Genomic DNA, 23,910 nt, shown 5'->3' with positions numbered 1-23,910 from the left:
AACCTGGAGATAAACTGCCGAAAAAACCATCGAAAATAGCATTTTTATTCACCGGACAAGGCTCACAATACATCAACATGGGTCGTCAACTCTACGACACCCAACCCCTGTTCCGCCAAACATTAGAACAGTGCAATGAAATTCTGCTTCCCTTACTAAAACAATCATTATTAGACATCATTTATTCGCCGGAAACCGAAGAAGGGGTTGGGGAAACTTCCTCCCTAACACCTAACCCCTATCCCCTAACCCCTGTTTTAAATCAAACCTGCTATACTCAACCTGCTTTATTTGCGATCGAATACGCCCTATATCAACTCTGGAAATCTTGGGGAATCACACCAAACATAGTCATGGGACATAGCGTTGGTGAATATGTAGCAGCTTGTGTCGCCGGAGTATTTAGTTTAGAAGAAGGGTTAAAACTGATTGCCCATCGCGGAAAATTAATGCAACAATTGCCCTCTGGTGGCGAAATGGTTTCAGTGATGGCATCAGTTGAAAAAGTCAAATCAATAATTGCAGATTATGGTGATAAAGTAGCGATCGCCGCCATCAACAGTCCTCAAAGCACAGTCATATCAGGAGCCAGCCAAGCGATCGAAGCCATAGTTGAGCAATTTACAAAAGCAGGAATCAAAACCAAACAATTACAAGTTTCTCACGCCTTCCACTCCCCATTAATGGCACCAATGCTCAAAGAATTTGAGCTTTTAGCTAACAGTATCACTTACAATCAACCCCAGATTCCGATAATTTCCAACGTCACAGGAAAACTAGCTGATGAAAACATTGCCACAGCACAATATTGGGTAAATCATATTATTCAACCAGTGCAGTTTGCCAAGAGTATGGAAACATTGCATGAGTTGGAATATGAAATATTTTTAGAGATCGGACCTAAACCAATTTTATTAGGAATGGGGCGAGAGTGTTTAGCAGAAAATACGGGTTTGTGGTTGGCTTCAGTGCGATCGCAAACACCAGAATGGCAACAGCTATTCACCAGTTTAGCCTCATTATATGAAGCAGGAGTCACAATAGATTGGTCAGGATTTCACCGAGACAACCCCGGAAAGAAAGTTATCTTACCTAACTATCCCTTTCAAAGAGAACGTTATTGGGTTGAAAGTACGGAAATCGAGCAACCAGCTGAATTTGGCTCACCAGAAAATAGCCAAACTCCCATTACCAACTTTTTAGATCGAGGAAATACAGAAGAACTAATCGATCTATTGCAAAAAACCGGGAACTTCTCAGAGGAACAAAAGAAATTATTACCGGAGATATTGGCAGCTTTAGTCAAAGAACACCAGCAACATCTAGTACCACAAGAAAATCAAGAATGGTGTTACGAATTAGAATGGCAAGAGCAAGAAATAATCGAGTGTGCCGCGCCGCCAGAAAGCCAAACTTCACTCCTAAACTGGCTAATATTTGCAGATAAGCAAGGCATGGCTCAGGAATTAAGTAAGTTATGGAGTTCACTTTTCAAAACTTGCATCCTAGTTTTCCCAGGGAAAGAATATCAACAGATATCAGCACAAGAATTCACCATCAACCCAAGTAATTCCCTAGACTTCGATCGGCTACTACAGGAAAACCAAATCCCCCTCAAAGGAATAGTTTATTTATGGAGTTTAAATGCAGTTGAAGCTAAAGACCTAACAGGAGCAGAATTAGAAATAGCCTCACAAATTGGATGTGGTGGAGTCTTATCCTTGATTCAATCAATAGCTAAACAAGGATATTCCCAGTCGCCTTCTTTATGGTCAGTAACCAAAGGAGTACAAGCAATAGGTGAAACATCTAAGATAACTGGAGTAGCCCAAGCAACCCTGTGGGGATTAGGAAGAGTAATTAACAACGAGCATCCAGAACTTAACTGTAGACTAGTAGATTTAGACCCTTTATACGATCGCAATAATGCACAAAGTCTAGGGGCAGAAATTAGTTCAGATCGAGCAAAGAATAGTGAAAATGAGATAGCTTTTCGCAATGGCAAACGGTACGTGCACCGAATCATAAAACAACAGAAAATAGTCAAACAATCGTTGTCTGTGAAAGCAAGAGGCACATACCTGATTACAGGAGGAATGGGAGGAATAGGTTTATTAGTTGCACAATGGCTAGTAGAGCAGGGAGCAAAACACTTGGTATTAGTAGGACGTAGCTTACCCAAGGAAACAGCAAAAGCCACCCTCAACCGACTGGAAGCTTTGGGAGTACAGGTGATGGCGATCCAAGCAGATATATCAATAGAAGCGGAAGTCGCCTCTTTACTGAATCAAATTAACAGCACCATGCCACCGCTAAAGGGTATTATTCATGCGGCTGGTGTGGTAGATAACCGACGGATATTGGAGCATCAATGGCAACTATTTGCTAAAGTGTTTGCACCCAAGGTCAGCGGAACGTGGAATTTGCATCGCCTTACCCAAGACTTAGCTTTGGATTTCTTCGTACTTTTCTCTTCAATATCATGTATTTTGGGTTCTGCGGGGACGGCAAATTATGCAGCGGCTAATGCTTTTCTGGATGCAATGGCTCATTATCGCTCTTCGTTGAATTTACCAGGGTTAAGTATTAACTGGGGAGCTTGGTCAGATGTCGGGATGATAGAAAAAGCCGATCGTCGGGAAGTAGAGCGATTGCAAACAATGGGTATTAGTTTGATTGCTCCCCAACAAGGAATAGCTGTCCTGAAGCAATTATTGACTCAAACTTCTAGACAGGTGACAGTCTTACCTATAAAATGGTCAGATTTTGTTAAGCAGTCAACTAACTTATCGCCATTCTTTGCTAATTTCACAAGCGCGAAACCGATTCAAAAATCCGAGTTTCTGGCTCAATTAGAAGCAACTAAAATCGATCGACGTTACCAGTTAGTAATCGATCATGTAACCGAGCAAGTAGGTCAAGTGTTGGGTCGGAAACTATCATCAGCAGAACTCGAAGAAGGATTTTTCGAGTTAGGGATGGATTCGTTGATGGCTGTAGAATTACGCAACCGTTTGCAAAAGTCAATGTCTTGTTCTTTACCCGCTACCTTGAGTTTTGATTATCCCAATGTCAAGGTGTTGGCTGATTATTTAGCTAAAGATATCCTTTCTATTGAACTAGCAAGGGTAGCGGCTCACCAAGATACTAGCCAACCAAGTTCTGATTTATTAACCGATCTTGATGAACTATCGGAAAGTGAAATCGAACAGCTGCTTGCAGAAGAATTAGCCCTTATTGATGAAGGTAAGAAGTAATGAATACCAACACAGACCGTCAATCTTTAATGAAGAAGGCACTCCTAGAACTCAAGGAGATGAAATCTCAGCTTGAGGCGATAGAAAAGACCAAAAAAGAACCGATCGCGATCGTTGGTATGGGTTGCCGATTTCCGGGAGGTGCTAACTCTCCAGAGGCTTTGTGGGAACTTTTGTGTAATGGGGTAGATGCGATTTCCGAAGTTCCCCCGAATCGTTGGGATATTGATGCTTTCTACGATTCTGATCCCAATGCTCCGGGAAAAATGTACTCTCGCTATGGTGGGTTTATCGATCGATTAGAGGAGTTTGATGCTCAGTTTTTTGGCATTTCACCCAGAGAAGCTCTTACTCTCGATCCGCAACAACGTCTGCTGTTGGAGGTAAGTTGGGAAGCTCTGGAAAATGCTGCGATTAAACCGGATACCCTGGTTGGTAGTAAAACGGGTGTGTTTATTGGGGTAACAGGTAATGATTATTTACATCGGTTGTTGAAGAGAGAAACAACCCAGATAGATGCTTACCAAGGTACGGGTAATACAAGTAATGCGGCTGCTGGAAGGTTGTCTTATTTTCTTGGTTTAACGGGGCCTAGTTTGGCACTGGATACGGCTTGTTCTTCTTCGTTGGTTGCTATTCATTTAGCTCTAGCCAGTCTACGCAACCATGAGTGTAATTTAGCTCTGGTTGGCGGTGTTAATTTGCAGGCTTTGCCAGAGGCTAATGTTATTTTATCGAAAGCCCGAATGCTTGCACCTGATGGTCGTTGCAAGACTTTTGATGCTTCGGCTGATGGCTATGTCCGTGCTGAGGGGTGCGGGGTGATTGTAATCAAGCGACTATCAGATGCGATTAAAGACAAAGACCGGATTTTAGCTACTCTTCGTGGTAGTGCGGTTAACCAAGATGGTCGCAGCAGTGGTCTGACTGCTCCTAATGGCTTAGCACAACAAAGGGTGATTCGCCAAGCTCTGGAAAATGGAGGCGTAGAACCGAGTCAAATCAGCTATGTTGAGGTTCATGGTACGGGTACGGCTTTGGGCGATCCTATAGAGGTGGGAGCAATAGCGGCAGTGTTTGGTCATCATCGCTCTAAGGACCAACCTCTAATTATTGCTTCGGTGAAGACGAACATTGGACACTCAGAAGCGGCTGCGGGAATGGCTGGGTTGATGAAGGTGGTCCTGCAAATGCAGCACCAAGAAATTGTGCCACATTTGCACTATAAACAACCCAGTCCGCATATTGACTGGGAAAATTTGCCGATTATGGTGCCAAGATCTAAAACCAATTGGCAAACAATAGAAGGTTCTCGCTTGGCAGGTGTTAGTTCTTTTGGCGTTAGCGGTACTAATGCTCATGTGGTGTTGGAGGAAGCTCCAAAACTTGAGCCAGTCACTTCATCAGTTGAACGTTCCACACATCTGTTTACTCTATCGGCAAAAACCGATCGAGCTTTGCGAGACTTAGCCGAGAAGTATGCCAGCTATCTGCAATCGCATCCTGAAGTTAGTATTGCAGATGTTAGCTATACGGCGAACTGTGGTCGATCGCACTTTTCCCATCGTCTCGCTGTAGTGACTCCATCCCATGATCACTTAAAACAGCAACTCATCAATTTTGCCAGTGGTAAAGAAACATCTGGACTCACATCCAGACAACTCCCTACCCAACAAAAGCTTTTCAAAATCGCCTTTTTATTTACTGGTCAAGGTTCGCAGTATGTTGGTATGGGTCGCCAACTTTATGAAACTCAGCCTACTTTCCGTAAGGTATTCGATCGCTGTGACGAAATCCTGCAACCTTATTTAAAAAAATCTCTCGTTGAAATTCTTTATCCCTCTTCAACTGAAGAAGGGGTTGGGGGTTGGGGGTTGGGGGTTGGGGAAACTTCCTCCCTAACACCTAACCCCTATCCCCTAACACCTGTTTTAGATGAAACGGCGTATACCCAACCCGCTTTATTTGCTATAGAGTATGCCCTATATGAATTGTGGCGTTCCTGGGGAATCGAACCCGCAGCAGTCATTGGTCATAGTGTAGGAGAATATGTTGCTGCTACTGTTGCCGGAGCCTTAAGTCTGGAAGATGGACTAAAATTGATTGTCCAGAGGGGACAACTCATGCAGTCTCTACCGCCAAATGGCGCAATGGCAGCAGTTTTTGCGCCAGAAAGTCAGGTGAGAGAAGTAATTCAAGGTTTTGATGCTGGAGAGGTTGCGATCGCAGGCATTAACAGTCCCAACAATACTGTAATTTCTGGGAAACATGAAATAGTCCAGAAAGTTACAGCCCACCTGCAAGCACAATTCATAGAAGTCCGTAACCTCAAGGTCTCTCATGCCTTTCATTCTCCCCTCATAGAGCCAATCCTAGACTCTTTAGAGCAAGCAGCCTCATCAATCTCCTATCAACCTCTGCAAATTGGTTTGATTTCCAACCTCACAGGGCAGATGTTACAACCAGGAGAAACACTCAATGCCCGCTACTGGCGAAACCATGCTCGAGAACCTGTAAAGTTTATGGCGGGGGTCAACACTCTTTTAGATGAAGGCTTAAATATCTTTTTGGAAATGGGTGCTAAACCAACTTTATCTAGATTGGGGCGGCAATGCGGGCCTGAAAAGGATGCAATTTGGCTCTCTTCGCTGACAGGGCAACAAGAAGATTGGTCTTCTTTGGTTAATGTTCTATCAACTTTATATTGCTTAGGAGTTGAGATTAACTGGCGCGGATTTGACCAAGACTACTCGCGCAGTTTATTGTCCCTGCCTACATACCCGTTCCAGGGCCAAAGCTACTGGATTGATCTCGTAAATACTACTACTACAAATGGAAAAGATATGGTTGTAAATGGTAATGTTGCAAAGACAGAAACCGATGTTGTGACTGGGGATGACAGGCAAGATGCCTGTCCTACCCGTAGGGAAGAAATTATCGGCACTTTGCAAACTTTAGTTGCTAGTTTGTTGCAAGTCTCCCCAACAGATGTGAATATTCATGCTCCTTTTCTGGAAATGGGTGCTGATTCCATCATGATGGTTGAGGCTGTACAAAAGATTGAAAGAACTTATGGGCTAAAAATTGCTCTTCGTCAGTTATTTGAAGAGTTGGCTACTCTAGAGGCTTTGGCGATTTATTTAGACGAACGTCTCCCCGCTTCAGGTGTTAGGGGTCAGGTGTTAGGGGATAGGGAAGAAGAAACCCCAACCCCCAGTCCCCAACCCCCAACCCCTTCTTCAACCCCAGTCCCCAACCCTCAACCCCTTCTTCAAACCCTAACCCCTAACCCCCAACCCCCAACCCCTACTTTTGCCCAAACCCAATTTTCTCCACAGCAGCTACAGCCAGTAGCAACAACGGGATTGCAAAGTATCATGGCGCAACAACTCCAGTATCAATTCCAATTAATGTCTAAACAGTTGGAGTTGTTGCAAAACAATGTAGAGACGTTGCCTGCAACGTCTCTACAGTCGCCAGGAGTTGTGGTAGGGAATGGAAATTCTCTCGTGCCTGCGGCGAAATCTACTAACGCATCTACCCCGTCACAGCCTGTGCCTGCGAAAGTCGCACCAAAGTGTCAGACAACTTCCCAGATTAAGCAAATACCACCAGCACCAGTTTCTACACCTTGGGGGCCGAAAAAACCTCCGACTAGTGGGCTGACTCAACAGCAGCAGCAACACTTAAATGCTTTAATTGCACGTTTTACCCAGAGAACCAAAACTTCAAAAAAACTGGTGGAAGGTGCTCGTCCAGTTTTGGCTGATAGTAGGGCTTCTGTGGGATTTCGCTTGTCGATTAAGGAAATGCTTTATCCGATCGTTGCCGATCGCTCACAAGGCTCTAGAATTTGGGACGTAGATGGCAACGAATACATTGACATGACTATGGGCCAAGGGGTAACTCTATTCGGACATAAACCCCCATTCATTATGGATGCCCTAGAAGCACAGCTGAAAAAAGGTATTCATCTAAATCCTCGCTACGAACTAGTTGGCGAAGTCGCTCAACTGTTCACCGAACTTACAGGCACCGAACGAGCTTGCTTCTGTAACTCCGGCACCGAAGCAGTAATGGCTGCAATCAGAATCGCACGGGCTGCTACTGGTCGCAGTAAGATTGCTTTGTTTGAAGGTTCTTATCATGGGCATAGTGATGGAACTTTAGTCAGACGGCAACTGATTGATAACCAATGGGAGTTTTTCCCTCTGGCTTCTGGCGTGCCAGAGGGTGTGGTTACAGATGTCGTTGTACTTGAGTATGGCAGTGAGCAAGCTTTAGAATATCTGCAAAGCCACGCTCATGAACTGGCGGCGGTGCTTGTGGAAGTTGTGCAAAGCAGCGTACCAATGGTGCAACCCAAGGAGTTTTTGCGCTCCTTACGGCAAATTACTGCTCAAACGGAAACGGCATTAATATTTGATGAAATGATTACAGGGTTCCGATCGCACCCTGGAGGAGCACAAGCTTTATTTGGCGTTCAAGCTGATATTGCGACTTATGGCAAAGTAGTTGCGGGTGGTTTACCCATAGGTGTGGTTGCAGGTAAAGCCAAGTATCTAGATTGTATTGACGGAGGTATGTGGAATTATGGAGATAATTCCTATCCCGGAACTGAAAGAACTTTCTTCGGTGGCACTTTTTGTCAGCATCCCCTGGCGATGGTAGCAGCACGAGCAGTACTCCAACATTTCAAAGAACAAGGCCCAAGTCTTCAACAACAATTAAACGATCGCACCGCCAAATTAGCTGCTACCCTGAATACATATTTTCAAGAAAATGAAGTTCCGATCAAAATCGAACATTTTAGCTCTTTCTTCCGCTTTGCCCTGACCGGAAATTTAGATCTGCTTTTCTATCACATGGTAGAAAAGGGAATTTATGTTTGGGAATGGCGCAAACATTTTCTTTCCACAGCCCATACCGATGCAGACATTGCTCAATTTATCCAAGTAGTCAAGGATAGCGTTGCAGAACTGCGTCAAGGAGGCTTTATACCCGCAAAAAAGCAACCTGTGTCCTCTGAACTTATTAATGACAGAGGACACCAAGTAGATTTTGCTGCACAAAAGACGACTGTAGAGACGTTGCCTGCAACGTCTCTACAGGAAGGCGAACAGCATCCAGATACGCCATCTAATTTGGAATTAAAAGCCAGTTCCAAGGCTCAAAAATCCCTAGAATTTAGCTTGTACTATTTCGGTAGTTACGAAGCAGAATTTAGGAAAAATAAGTATAATCTGTTGTTTGAGGGTGCTAAGTTTGGCGATCGACACGGATTTACAGCAATTTGGATTCCTGAACGTCACTTTCATGAATTTGGCGGATTTTCGCCAAATCCTTCAGTAATTGCAGCTGCACTAGCCAGAGAAACTCAAACCATTCAAATACGTTCCGGTAGTGTCGTTTTGCCCCTGCATCACCCAATTCGGGTAGCCGAAGAATGGGCAGTGGTTGATAATCTTTCCCAAGGCAGAGTCGGTATTTCCTTTGCCTCCGGTTGGCATCCCAATGATTTTGTCCTTGCTCCGCAATCTTTTGGCAAACACCGCGAACTAATGTTCCAAGAAATTGCCACTGTCCAGAAACTTTGGCAAGGTGAATCTGTTGAAGTACTCGATGGGACTGGAAAAGAAATTAGAGTCAAGACTTACCCACAACCAATGCAGTCCCAGTTACCGACGTGGATTACCGTTGTCAAGAATCCAAATAACTACATCAAAGCAGGAGAAATTGGTGCAAACATTTTAACTAACTTTTTGGGACAAACAGTTGAAGAGTTAGCCAAGAATATCGCCCTTTACCGGGAATCCTTGAAGGAGAATGGTTACGAAGCAGAAGCCGGAAAAGTCACCGTATTACTGCATACCTTCGTAGGCGCTGACTTAGAGCAAACTCGTGAGCAAGCAAAAGAACCTTTCTTAAATTACCTGAAATCCTCGATCGCACTTTGGCAGAATATGTTTCAAAGCCAAGGTTTGCCAGTTGATTTTGACCAACTCACACAGGAAGACAGGGACTATCTCTTATCCTCGGCTTATCAACGTTATATACAGACAGGTGCTTTGATTGGCACTCCCGACTCCTGTGCAAGCGTAATAGAGAAATTGCGATCGATCGGAGTTGACGAAATCGCCTGTTTTATCGACTTCGGTGTTGATGAAAAATTAGTACTAGAAAACTTACCCCACCTCAACACTCTCAAAGACATCTGTCAACAAGGGGATAGGGGTCAGGGGTTAGGTGATAGGGAAGAAGACAAATCCCCCAACACCCAACACCCAACCCCCAACCCCCTGTTAATTCCCCTAACTGAAGCCCAAAAGCAACTCTGGACATTAGCCCAGATGGGAGAAGATAGCTCAGTTGCCTATAATGAACATTCAACGGTGCTATTGCGAGGTGCTTTGAACCTAAAGGCAATGAGCAAAGCAATACAGAAAGTAGTCGATCGTCACGAGGCTTTACGGACAAAAATCAGTCCAGAAGGTGATGTGCAAGAAATTCTACCTTCAATCGAAATCGATTGTCCTGTATTAGACTTTAGTGGTGGAGATGTTGCACGCGACGAGCAAGTAGCCGCATTCTTTCGCGAGGAAAGCCAAAAACTTTTTGACCTCGAAAAGGGTCCGCTAGTACGTCTGTATATCCTTAAGTTAGAACCAGAACTCCATGTATTAGTTTTGAGCGCCCATCACATCGTAGTTGATGGCTGGTCATTAGGAGTTATTTTCCGAGAGTTAATGCAGCTGTATTCAGATGAGTGTCAAGGGGTAGTTTGCGATTACGATCGCCCAACACAATTTCGAGAATTTATCAACTGGCAAAATCAGCAGCTTGCCTCGCAGGAGATGAAGGCTCATGAATCATACTGGTTGAATAAGTTAAGTGCAGCCCCTGTATTAGAATTACCCACTGACCACATTCGTCCACCGATTAAAACCTATAACGGCGATCGAGAAACCATTAAGCTTGATTCTGAAGCAACTAAAAGCCTCAAACTCTTGGGTCGCAAGCAGGGTTGTACGCTGCTAATGACGCTGCTATCAGTTTACACAACGTTATTTCATCGACTAACGGGACAGGATGACATTATTGTGGGGGTTCCTACTTCTGGTCGATCGATGAATGGCAGTGACGGGATAGTTGGCTACTGCACCCATATATTACCAATTCGTAGTCAGTTGTCGGGTAATCCTACTTTCGCAGAATACATCAAACAAATGCGGGGTACTTTATTGCAGGCTTACGAACACCAAGATTACCCCTTTGCCCAATTGATCGATCGACTCAATCTACCAAGAGACAACAGTCGCCTTCCCTTAGTTAGTGTCAGCTTTAATTTAGAGCCACATACTACTCCGCCAGAAGTTTTTGGTCTGGAGGTTAGTTTATATCCTCAAGCCATTAACTTTAAAGACCGGGATCTACATTTAAATGTGACGGAGATGGCGGGTGAGCTATTGATTGAATGCGATTACAATACGGATTTATTCGATCCTGGCACTGTTGAGCGTTGGCTGGGTCATTTCCAGACTTTGCTGGAAGCGGTGAAGAGCGATCCAAACCAACGTTTGCGGGAGTTACCTCTACTTAATAGCGAGCAACGGCATCAGATATTAATTGAATGGAACAACACTCAAGCTGATTTTCCCACTGATAAATGTCTGCATCAGTTGTTTGAAGAGCAGGTAGAAAAAACCCCAAAGGCAGTAGCAGTAAAGTTTGATTTTCAACAATTGACTTACCAGCAGTTGAATGTAAGAGCGAATCAGTTAGCTCATTATTTGCGCTCTTTGGGTGTGGGTGCAGATGTGCTGGTGGGTATTTGTGTAGAACGATCGATCGAAATGGTAGTAGGACTTTTGGGTATTCTCAAAGCAGGTGGTGCTTATGTCCCAATAGACCCAGATTATCCCATTGAGCGATCGCGCTTCATGTTGTCAGACTCTCAAGTTTCCATACTTCTGACCCAACAACGACTCTTGAAGAGCCTCAGCCCAACTAAAGCCAAGCTTGTCTGTTTGGATACTGACTGGCAAGTTATTAGTCAGTGCGATCGAGATAATCCTACTCTGAATGTTGCACCAGAGAACCTGGCTTACGTAATTTATACATCGGGTTCCACTGGTCAACCGAAGGGGGTAATGCTGTGTCACAGTAACATTTGCAACCATACAAATTGGATGCAAGCCACATTCCCCTTGACAGAAAAAGACAAAGTGTTGCAAAAAACGCCTTTTGGCTTTGATGCTTCGGTATGGGAATTCTACGCTCCATTAATCGTGGGCGGACAGTTGATCCTAGCTGAACCTGGAGGTCATGCTGACCCAGCTTACCTGTTAAAATTAATTGCCCAAGAGCAGGTAAATAGGGTGCAATTTGTGCCATCTTTGCTGCAAATGCTTTTAGAGCAGGGAGGAATCGAAACTTGTCAATCCCTCAAAGATGTCTTCTGTGGGGGTGAAGTCTTGCCAGTGGCTTTGCAAGAGAGTTTGTTGAGTAAGCTAGATGTGAATTTGTACAATCTCTATGGCCCAACAGAAGCTTGTATCGATTCAACTTTCTGGAGTTGCCAGCCGCAGATTTACAAACAATGTGTTATCGGTCGCCCGATTTCTAACACCCAGGTATACATACTCGATGAATATTGTCAACCAGTACCAGTAGGCGTACCAGGAGAATTACATCTAGGTGGTGCCGGATTAGGCAGAGGCTACCTGAATCGACCTGAGTTAACTAATGAAAAATTCATAGACAATCCCTTCGGGGATAGGGGTCAGGTGTTAGGGTGTAGGGAAGAAGAATTTCCCCAACCCCCAAAACTTTACAAAACTGGGGATTTAGCACGCTATTTACCTGATGGCAACATCGAATACTTAGGACGGATTGACAATCAAGTAAAAGTTCGTGGCTTCCGCATCGAGTTAGGCGAAATCGAAGCGATTTTGAGCCAGCATCCCCAAGTGCAAGCCGCTGCGGTCATCGTGCGGGAAGATATTCCTGGGAATAAACGGATTGTGGCTTACATCGTAGCCGAAACAGAAGGGACACTCACAACCAACGAATTGCGATCGCACGCCAAAGCCAAGTTACCAGATTATATGGTGCCAAGTGCTTTTGTGTTCCTAGAATCGCTGCCATTAACACATAATGGGAAGATCGATCGCAAATCTCTACCCATGCCAGAATCGCGATCGGGAATAGATCAGAATATAGTGCATCCTCGCACTTCAACAGAAGAAAAGCTGGCAATTATTTGGCAACAAGTCCTGGGAGTAGAAGAAATCGGCATTTACGATAACTTCTTTGAACTCGGTGGCGATTCCATCCTCAGCATTTCGATCATTAGCAAAGCAAGGCAAGCGGGATTAGAACTGAGTGTCAAACAACTATTTACCAATCAGACAATTGCTGAATTAGCCGCAGTTGCAGGTGTTAGTAAAGTAACTCAAATCGAACAAGGATTAGTTACCGGAAAAGTAGAATTAACACCGATTCAACAATGGTTTTTTGAGCAAAACTTGGTTGAAGCCCACCATTTTAATCAAGCAGTTATACTCGCAACACCATCTAACTTCCAACCCGAACTTTTAGAACCAATCTGGCAACAACTACTGATACATCATGATGCGTTGCGCTTGCGTTTTACCCAGTCAGAATCAGGTTGGCAACAGATTAATGCCAGTCCAAGTGATAAGATTGCCATCTCCTATTTTGACTTATCCAATCTTCCAGAAAGCGAGATTACAGCTACCATTGAAAGCACTGCCAACTCCTTACAAGCAAGTTTAAATCTGGCAGAAAATCTCGTCCAAGTCGCCTATTTTAAATTAGGAGAAGACCAAGAAGGAAGATTACTAATAGTAATTCACCATTTAGTAGTTGATGGTGTATCTTGGCGGATTTTATTAGAAGACTTGCAGACAGCTTACCAACAACTCTCGTCAGGTCAAGTAATTGGGCTACCACCGAAAACAACCTCCTTCCAAAATTGGGCGCAACAGTTAACAAATTATGCTCAATCAGATGTTTTAAAATCCGAAATAGCGTATTGGTTGACCGAATCTTACGCCAATGTTTCTGGTATTCCTGTAGACTATCCTCAAGGAGAAAACACCGTTGCTTCGGCTAAGAATATCTCCGTGTCGTTAAATGAAGCCGAAACTCAAGCACTCTTACAAGATGTTCCGAAAGCTTACTCTACCCAGATTAATGATGTATTATTGACAGCTTTAGTCTTGGTTATGAGTAAATGGACTAACTCCAACTCTGTGTTATTCAACTTAGAAGGTCATGGACGGGAAGATATTATTGAAGGTGTAGATTTATCCCGAACTGTTGGTTGGTTTACCACAATTTTCCCGGTTTGTGTACAACTCGAAGACAGCAATAAACAGAATTTAGGAGAGGTTTTAAAATCAGTCAAGGAACAATTACGATCGCTCCCCAACAAAGGAATTGGCTATGGAATATTGCGTTATTTAACTGACGATCGAGACATCCAAAGCCAAATCAAGAACCTAAAAGAAGCCGAAATTTGCTTCAATTATTTGGGTCAATTTAGTCAGTTGTTCAATCAATCTTCTCTGCTACAATTGGCAAAGGAATCGAGTGGAAACAGCCAAAGTTTACAAAGTAAGCGCTCTAATTTACTCGAAATCAATGCTATTATTACCAACGAACGGCTGCAAATTGATTGGATATACAGTAGCAACGTGCATTTTTCCAGCACGATCGAGAAAATTGCCCAAGAATTTGTGTCCACTTTGCAAGAGTTAATCGCCCATTGTTTATCACCGGAAAATGCTGGTTTTACTCCTAGTGATTTCCCCTTAGCACAAATTAGCCAACTAGAACTAGATCAAATTTTAGAAAATCTATGAAACCTGAAATTAACAAACCTAACAAGCAAAATATTGAGGATATTTATCCCTTATCTCCGATGCAACAGGGGATGCTGTTTGAAAGTTTGTATGCTCCCGACTCAGGAGTATATTTTCAGCAGGTAGTTTGTACTTTTGAGGGAAACTTAGATGTATCAGCATTTAAGCAAGCTTGGCAACAAGTAGTAGCGAGACATTCAGTTTTCCGTACAGCTTTCTTATGGGAGCGTGTGAGCCAGCCGACACAAGTGGTGTATCGACAAGTGAATGTGGCGATCGAAACATTCGACTGGCGAAATTTATCTACACAAGAGCAGCAACAGCAATTACAAGTATTTCTTGATGCCCAACAGCAGCAAGGTTTCTCATTTTCCGAAGCGCCATTGATGCGTTTACATCTAATTCAATGTGAGGAAAATACTTACCAATTTGTTTGGAGTCATCATCATTTATTACTTGATGGCTGGTCTTTATCTTTGGTGTTTAAAGACTTATTGAACTTTTACCAAGCAATCTCCCAAGGAAAAACTTTAACTTATCAACCCGCACTCAACTACCGAAATTATATTGCTTGGCTACAGAAACAAGATCAAAAGTTAGCTGAAGATTATTGGCGAGAAAAATTTGCCAGTTTTAGTGCCCCGACTCCTTTGATGGTCGATAAACCTTTATCTAACCGGGAAAATGGAACGCCTAGTTATAAAGAAAAAGAAATCCGCTTAAGTCGTGAAGCAACAGCAAATGCTAATACTTTTGTCCGAGAACATCAATTAACACTTGCTAATTTGGCGCAGGCAACTTGGGCTTTGTTGCTGTCTCGCTATTCTCAAGAAAATGATGTGGTGTTTGGTGCCACTGTTTCTGGTCGTCCGCCTGCGATCGCAGGAGTCGAGTCAATGGTAGGCTTGTTCATTAACACCTTACCTTTGCGCGTTCAAATCTCAGAACAAACAGAACTTTTAAGTTTGTTGAAAGATGTACAGGTACAACTTGTAGACTCAGAACAATTTTCCTATAGTTCCTTAGTGGAAATTCAGGGATTTAGTAATGTACCTAGAGGTACTTCTTTGTTCGACAGCATTGTAATCTTCGAGAACTATTTGGTAGATAGTACTGTCCTCGAAGACAAAGGTGATTTTTCACTTAAGAATGTTCAGGTTATTGAAAAAACTAATTATCCTTTAACACTTTTTGTTGAGCCTGGGGAACAATTATTGGTTAGGCTGAGTTACGATGCCAATCGTTTTGATGATGGCGCAATCAGCCGAATGTTGGGTCATTTTGTGACTTTGTTGGAGGCTATTGTCGCTAATCCTCAAATGCCAATTTCCCAACTACCAATTTTAACCGCAGTTGAACAAAATCAACTTTTAATAGAATGGAATAATACAAAAACTAATTATCCGATCGATAAATGTGTCCATCAATTGTTTGAAGAACAAGTAGAAAAAACACCAGACGCAGTAGCAGTAGTGTTTGATTTTCAACAATTGACATATCGGGAATTAAACGATCGGGCAAATCAGTTAGCACATTATTTGCGCTCTTTGGGTGTAGGTGCAGATGTGCTAGTCGGGATTTGTGTCGAACGTTCTCTAGAAATGCTTGTGGGATTACTAGGCATTCTCAAAGCAGGTGGAGCTTACGTTCCCCTAGACCCAGAATATCCCACTGAACGTATAGCTTTTATGTTGTCTAATTCCCTGGTGTCAGTACTCTTGACCCAGGAAAAATTGCTCGGGCAACTACCTAAAATTGACCTTCATCTCATCAGCTTAGATGCAGATTGGGAAATCATTGCCCAGCAAAATCAAAACAATATAGTTAGTCAAGTTTCTACAGAAAACTTAGCTTATGTAATCTATACATCTGGGTCAACAGGACAACCTAAAGGCGTTCAAATTTCACACTCTAGTCTGACCAACTTTCTCTACTCAATGAAACAGGAGGTAAACATCACTGCCAAAGACATTCTTCTGGCAGTTACTACTATTTGTTTTGACATTGCCGGATTAGAATTTTACTTACCATTAATTGTCGGTGCTCAAGTTGTCTTACTCCCTCGCGAACAGAGTGCTGATGGCATAAAATTATCCGAGAAGTTGCTGCAATTTGGTGCCACAATCATGCAAGCAACTCCAGCAACTTGGCGACTGCTCTTAAGCGCTGGATGGCAAGGCAATCATCAGTTAAAAATTCTTTGTGGTGGTGAAGCATTAACTCATGAATTAGCTGTAGCACTTCTTTCGAGAAGCCAGTGTTTGTGGAATGTGTATGGTCCTACAGAAACTACTATTTGGTCAACGATTTCTAGAGTAGAAGCCGATGCTGGCATTGCTGGTACTCAAGATAGTTTAGAATCTATTGGTCGTCCGATCGCTAATACTCAAATATACATTCTCGATCGATATCTCCAGCCAGTACCCATCGGAGTACCAGGAGAATTACATATAGGTGGTGCTGGATTAGCCAAAGGCTACCTTAACCGACCAGAATTAACTAATGAAAAATTCATAGACAATCCATTCGGGGATAGGGGTCAGGTGTTAGGGTGTAGGGAAGAAGAATTTCCCCAACCCCTAACACCTACCCCCCAACCCCCAAAACTTTACAAAACTGGGGATTTAGCCCGCTATTTACCCGATGGCAAGATTGAATACCTGGGACGGATTGACAATCAAGTAAAAATTCGTGGTTTCCGCATTGAATTAGGCGAAATAGAAGCTATCTTAAATCAGCATCCCCAAGTGCAAACCGCTGTAGTCATTGCTCGTGAGGATATTCCAGGAGATAAACGCCTAGTTGCTTACATCACAACCGAAATAGAAGCAACACCCACAAGCAACGAACTACGGGAATACCTGAAATCCAAGCTTCCAGAGTACATGGTGCCGTTCACTTTCGTCATTCTGGAAGCCTTCCCCTTGACACCAAATGGCAAAATCGATCGTCGCGCCCTACCCGCACCAGATTTTCAGACCCAACAACAAGACAAATATCAAGCCCCCCGCACCCCAGTAGAAGAAATCCTCATCACAGCTTGGAAACAAATCCTCAAACTAAATCAAGTTGGGATTCACGACAACTTCTTTGAACTAGGGGGACATTCACTCCTTGCCACTCAACTGATTTCCCGCATTCGCAGCCACTTGCAAGTAGAACTGCCCTTACGGAGTCTATTTGGCGCACCAACTATAGCTGAATTAGCCCCAATTATTCAACAGTTACAGCAACAAGACTTACAACTTAGTGCGCCACCGATTGTTAAACGAGACAACAATAACGATTTACCACTTTCATTTGCCCAGACAAGGTTGTGGTTTATCGACCAATTTGAAAGCAATAGTGGTTTATACAACATACCTTTTGCAATACGTTTAGAAGGAAATCTCTCTATTGCTACCTTAGAACAAAGTTTTCAAGAAATTGTGGTGCGCCACGAAGCATTACGCACTAACTTTATTACTGTTGATGGGCAACCACATCAAATTATTCAGGGTCAAACTAACTGGAGATTATCAGTTGTTGACTTCAAAGATTTATCCCCAAATCAACTTGTAGGGGCGGGTTTAGCAGACAACCTTTCTCAACCACAGACAATCTCTGGACAAAACCCGCCCCTACTATTAGAATTACTGCAACAAAAAGCAATTGAACCGTTTGATTTAGCAAATGATTGCTTGCTTCAAGCCACATTAGTCGCACTGTCAGAAACCGAACATATCTTGTTGATATGTATGCACCACATAGTTTCTGATGGTTGGTCGATCGGTGTATTACTTGCAGAACTGGCAGCACTGTACAATGCTTATGCTCAAGGTTTGCCCTCACCATTAGACCCACTGCCCATTCAGTACGCAGACTTTGCTATCTGGCAGCGACAATGGCTACAAGGTGAAGTTCTGCAAACCCAATTAAGTTACTGGCTTGCATCACTGGCTGATGCACCAGCTTTATTATCACTCCCGACCGATCGACCCAGACGGGCAGTACAAACCTTCGTCGGTGGACATCAACAGTTTGCCCTATCTGCTGAACTAACCGAGAAATTGAACCAACTAAGTCAAGAACAAGGGGTAACTTTGTTTATGACCCTGTTGGCAGCATTTAATACCTTACTCTACCGCTACAGTGGACAAACAGATATTGTAGTCGGTTCACCTATTGCCAACCGGAATCACCATGAAATCGAAGGGTTAATTGGCTTTTTTATCAATACTTTAGTGTTGAGGACAGATCTATCAAATAATCAGAGTTTCACCAAATTACTCAATCAAGTGCGAGAGGTGTCTTTAGGGGCTTATGCACATCAGGATTTGCCGTTTGAGATGCTGGTGGAGGCATTGCAGCCAGAACGCAACCTCAGCTATTCACCTCTGTTCCAGGTGATGTTTGCGCTTCAGAATGCGCCTGTGTCTTTAGTCCCGCTAGATGGATTAAAGCTAACGACTGTAGAAGTAGAAAATGCGATCGCCAAATTTGATTTAGGTTTGGCAATGGAAAGTACCCCAGATGGACTAGTGGGGTGGTGGGAGTACAACACCGACTTGTTTGATGGCAGTACCATTGAGCGGATGACAGGTCATTTTGTCACACTGCTAGAAGCAATTGTCGCCAATCCCCAAACACCAATTTCCCAATTGCCGATATTAACGCGATCCCAACAGCAGCAGTTGTTAGTTCAGTGGAATGATACTCAAGTTGATTATGCGATCGATAAATGTTTACATCAGTTGTTTGAAGCACAGGTAGAGAAGACACCAGATGCCGTAGCCGTAGTATTTGAGCATCAACAACTAACTTATCGGGAATTGAATAATCGAGCCAATCAATTAGCACATTATTTACGCTCTTTGGGTGTTGGTGCAGATGTGCCCGTAGGGATATGTGTAGAACGTTCAATAGAAATGGTAGTCGGACTGTTGGGGATTCTCAAAGCAGGTGGCGCTTATGTTCCCCTAGATCCAGAGTATCCCACTGAGCGTTTACGCTTTATGCTCTCCGACTCCCTGGTGTCAGTGCTGCTAACGCAACAAAAAATACTCGACACTCTTCCCGAACAGAGCGCACAAATCTTTTGTCTCGATACAGACTGGCAAGGGATTCAGGAGTTTAGCTTTGAAAATCTGCTCACTCAAGTGCAACCAGAAAACTTGGCTTATGTCATTTATACCTCTGGTTCCACAGGTCAGCCTAAAGGTGCAATGAATACCCACAAAGGCATCTGTAACCGTCTGTTGTGGATGCAACAGGAATACCAACTAACAACAGATGATGTAGTGTTGCAAAAAACACCCTTTAGCTTTGATGTCTCAGTGTGGGAATTTTTCTGGACTTTGTGTAATGGTAGCCGTTTAGTGGTAGCCAAACCAGGGGGACATCGGGACTCTGAGTATTTGGTGAATCTGATCTCTCAACAGCAGGTAACTACCTTGCATTTTGTGCCTTCGATGCTGCAAATATTTTTGGAGAGTCCAAACTTAAGATTATGTGAGAGTTTGCGGCAAGTGATTTGTAGTGGAGAAGCTCTATCAGTTGACTTACAAGCCAAATTCTTCGAGCGTTTGAGTTGTAAATTACACAACCTTTATGGGCCGACAGAGGCGGCGATCGATGTCACATACTGGGAATGCCTCGAGCAAAGTCAACTTAATACTGTACCCATCGGTCGTCCCATTGCTAACACCCAAATCTACATACTCGACAGCCAACTCCAGCCAGTACCAATTGGAGTACCAGGAGAATTGCATATCGGCGGCGTGGGATTAGCACGAGGCTACCTGAACCGGAAAGAATTAACTACTGAGAAATTCATCGCCAATCCCTTTAGCAATGAACCGAATTCTCGCCTGTATAAAACCGGAGATTTGGCTCGCTATTTACCAGATGGTAATATCGAATACTTGGGACGCATCGATAACCAAGTAAAAATTCGCGGTTTCCGCATTGAGTTAGGGGAAATCGAAGCTATTCTTAGTCAACATCCCCAAATCCAAACATCTGTAGTCATCGCTCCTGTTGACAACAGTAGAGAAAAACGACTAGTGGCTTATCTCGTTTCCAATTCAGAAGTCACACCCACAAGCAACGAACTGCGACAATATCTCAAAGCGAAACTGCCAGAATACATGGTACCGAGTGCCTTTGTCTTCCTGGAAACCCTGCCACTCACACCCAACGGTAAAATCGATCGTCGCGCCCTAAGAGTACCAGATTTCGACAACGCACCCACAGAAAACTATGTAGCACCACGCACCCCAATAGAAGAAATTCTGGTTCATCTGTTTTCGCAAGTTCTCAAACTTCACTCTGTCGGGATTAACGATAACTTCTTTGAATTAGGGGGACATTCACTCCTTGCCACCCAACTAATGTCCCGGATTCGCAGCCACTTACAAGTAGAACTGCCACTAAGGACTTTGTTTACGGCACCCACAGTTGCAGAATTAGCACCGATAATACAGCAATTACAGCAACAGAATTTACAACTGAATTCGCCACCACTGTTACCCAGAGACAACTATAGCGATCGACCGCTCTCTTATGCCCAAAGCAGATTGTGGTTTATCGACCAGTTGCAACCGAATAGTGCCTTATACAACATCCCTGCCGCATTACGTTTGGTCGGAAACTTAGACGTAGCCGCCTTAGAACAAAGCTTCCGAGAAATTATGGTGCGCCATGAGGCATTACGAACCAATTTTATTGCCGTTGATGGGCAACCCATACAAATCATTCATGAAGAAGCCAACTGGAAATTATCAATAGTTGATGGGAGACATTTATCAAACCAGGAAGCAGCACGATTATTACAACAACAAGCTCTTGCACCATTAGACCTGGCAAATGATTGCTTACTCAGAGCCACATTAATCGCACTGTCGGACACCGAACACATTTTGAGCTTGTGTATGCACCACATAGTTTCTGATGGTTGGTCGCTCGGTGTATTTGTGGAAGAACTAACGGCACTGTACAATGCTTATGCTCAAGGTCAACCATCACCATTAAGTCCACTGCCAATTCAGTACACTGACTTTGCCTTATGGCAGCGAGAATGGTTGCAAGGGGAAGTGTTGCAAAGCCAATTAAGTTACTGGCTTGCATCACTCGCAGATGCGCCACCTCTATTAGCACTACCCACAGACCGCCCCAGACGGGCAGTGCAAACCTTTGTGGGCGCACATCAACAGTTTGCCCTGTCAGCCCAACTAACCGAGAAATTAAACCAACTGAGTCAAGCACAAGGGGTAACTTTGTTTATGACGCTGTTGGCAGCTATGAATACCTTACTCTACCGCTACAGTGGACAAACAGATATTGTGGTGGGTTCACCCATTGCCAACCGGAACCAGAGTGAAATCGAAGGGTTAATTGGCTTTTTTGTCAACACTTTAGTACTCAGAACAGACCTATCAACTAATCCCAGTTTCGACCAACTGCTCGATCGAGTGCGGGAGGTGTCGTTAGGGGCTTACGCTCATCAGGATTTACCGTTTGAGATGTTGGTGGAGGCATTGCAACCAGAACGCAACCTCAGCTATACACCACTGTTCCAGGTGATGTTTATCCTCCAGAATGCGCCGTTGTCTCCTGTCGAGTTAGATGGGTTAACTCTAACACCAATAGAAATCGATCAGGCGATCGCCAAATTTGATTTAACTCTGTCAATGGAAAGTACCCCAGATGGACTATTGGGGTGGTGGGAGTACAACACCGACTTGTTTGATGGGGACACTATTGAGCGGATGACGGGTCATTTTGTCACCCTGCTAGAAGGCATTGTCGCCAATCCCGAAGTGCCAATTTCTCAATTACCAATGTTAACCGCAGTTGAACAAAATCAACTGTTAATTGAGTGGAACAATACTCAAATTGATTATCCGGCCCAACAGTGTTTACATCAGTTGTTTGAAGAACAGGTAGAACGTACTCCAGATGCAGTAGCAGTGGTGTTTGAAGGACAACAACTGACTTACTCGCAATTGAATAGTCGATCGAATCAGTTAGCACATTATTTGCGCTCATTAGGTGTGGGTGCAGATGTGTTGGTTGGTATTTGTGTAGAACGTTCCCTAGAGATGGTAGTGGGAATACTCTCGATTCTCAAAGCGGGTGGAGCTTATGTCCCAATCGACCCAACCTATCCCCAAGACCGCTTAAGCTTTATTTTGTCAGATGCTCAAGTTTCTGTTCTGCTCAGTCAACGGCAACTTCTCGAAAGGTTACCTGAGCATCATGCACAACTTGTTTGTTTGGATGAAGTCTGGTCAGAAATTATCCAACATAGCCAAGATAACCCGATCGGTGGGGTAAGTGCTTTTAATCTGGCAAATTTGATTTACACTTCCGGCTCTACAGGTAAACCTAAAGGGGTGATGGTTGAGCATAAAGGCTTACGTAACCTAGCAATGGCTCAGATTCAGGCTTTTGGTTTGGATTCAGGGAGCCGCGTTCTCCAGTTTGCCTCCTTCAGTTTTGATGCTTCGATCTGGGAAGTGATTATGGCTTTTGGGTCAGGGGGAACACTTTATCTGGGAACCAAAGATTCTCTGATGCCTGGTATGCCATTAGTTGAGCGCTTACGTGATGATGGCATTACTCACGTTACCTTGCCTCCATCTGCACTGGCAGTTCTGCCATCAGAAGAACTCCCGGCACTGCAAACACTAATTGTGGCAGGAGAAGCCTGTGCGGTGGAATTGATGCAACAATGGTCTATAGGGAGAAACTTCTACAATGCTTATGGGCCAACAGAGACTAGCGTTTGTGCCACGATCGCAAGATACAGTAATGACAATCCCAAAATCTCGATCGGACGACCCATAGCCAATACCCAAATCTATATCCTCGACCAATATCTGCAACCAGTACCCATAGGAGTACCAGGAGAATTACACATCGGAGGTGTTTCCCTAGCCAGAGGCTACCTGAACCGTCCAGATTTAACAAGTCAAAAATTCATAGACAATCCCTTCGGGGATAGGGGTCAGGTGTTAGGGTGTAGGGAAGAAGAATTTCCCCAACCCCTAACACCTACCCCCCAACCCCCAAAACTTTACAAAACTGGGGATTTAGCACGCTATTTACCAGATGGCAACATTGAATACTTGGGACGGATTGACAATCAAGTAAAAATTCGCGGCTTCCGCATTGAGTTGGGCGAAATCGAAGCTATTCTTAGTCAACATCCTCAAGTCCAAGGCGCGGTTGTGATGGTGCGTGACGATATTCCAGGGGATCAACGTCTAGTTGCTTACATTACTACTCTTACTGAGGCGACACCGACTCTGAATGATTTGCGGCAATACTTGAAGGCGAAACTGCCAGAATACATGGTGCCGAGTGCAATAGTATTCTTGGAAACTTTCCCACTGACACCAAATGGCAAGGTCGATCGCCGCGCCTTAAAAGCGCCCGATTTCCAGAGTCTCCAAACAGACAAGTATCAAGCCCCCCGCACGCCCATAGAAGAAATTCTGGGTCATCTATGGGGACAAATACTCAAACTAAATCAAGTCGGGATTGACGACAACTTCTTTGAAATAGGGGGACATTCCCTACTCGCCACCCAACTAATGTCCCGGATTCGCAGCCACTTACTCGTAGAACTGCCACTAAGGAGTTTGTTTGCAGCACCCACTATAGCTGAATTAGCGCGGATAATTGGGCAATTACAGCAACAGAATTTACCAGCCAGTTCGCCACCGCTTTTACCCAGAGATAACCATAGCGACCAACCGCTCTCTTATGCCCAAACTAGG

The 23,910-nt window shown here is 43.9% G+C and carries 3 protein-coding genes (2 of these 3 only partly in view); all 3 read left to right on the top strand.

Annotation, left to right across the window (positions count from 1 at the left end; genetic code table 11):
• Tightly spaced (each overlapping or abutting the next), the 3 genes in view from ACE1CI_RS31620 to ACE1CI_RS31610 form a layout consistent with a single transcriptional unit that may run on beyond the window.
• Nucleotides 1-3,257, top strand: partial view of an SDR family NAD(P)-dependent oxidoreductase gene (locus ACE1CI_RS31620; protein WP_496615963.1) — the end only. 10,330 nt of this gene lie to the left of the window's left edge; only the last 3,257 of its 13,587 coding nucleotides appear in the window; the start codon falls outside the window, past its left edge; its stop codon occupies nucleotides 3,255-3,257.
• On the top strand, nucleotides 3,257-14,146 hold the full coding sequence (locus ACE1CI_RS31615) for a non-ribosomal peptide synthetase (protein ID WP_413262070.1): 10,890 nt from the start codon (nucleotides 3,257-3,259) through the stop codon (nucleotides 14,144-14,146). The genes ACE1CI_RS31620 and ACE1CI_RS31615 overlap by 1 nt, the downstream gene beginning before the upstream one ends.
• A protein-coding gene (locus ACE1CI_RS31610; protein WP_413262071.1) for a non-ribosomal peptide synthase/polyketide synthase crosses the window boundary here: on the top strand, nucleotides 14,143-23,910 show its 5' portion. It continues 14,286 nt past the right edge of the window; only the first 9,768 of its 24,054 coding nucleotides appear in the window; it begins with the start codon at nucleotides 14,143-14,145; its stop codon lies beyond the right edge, outside the window. The genes ACE1CI_RS31615 and ACE1CI_RS31610 overlap by 4 nt, the downstream gene beginning before the upstream one ends.

This window comes from Floridaenema flaviceps BLCC-F50, from assembly GCF_041929275.2.
Taxonomy (GTDB): Bacteria; Cyanobacteriota; Cyanobacteriia; order Cyanobacteriales; family Aerosakkonemataceae; genus Floridanema; species Floridanema flaviceps.
Note: the sequence above shows the minus strand (reverse complement) of the source record. Positions and strands in the feature narration are given on the sequence as shown.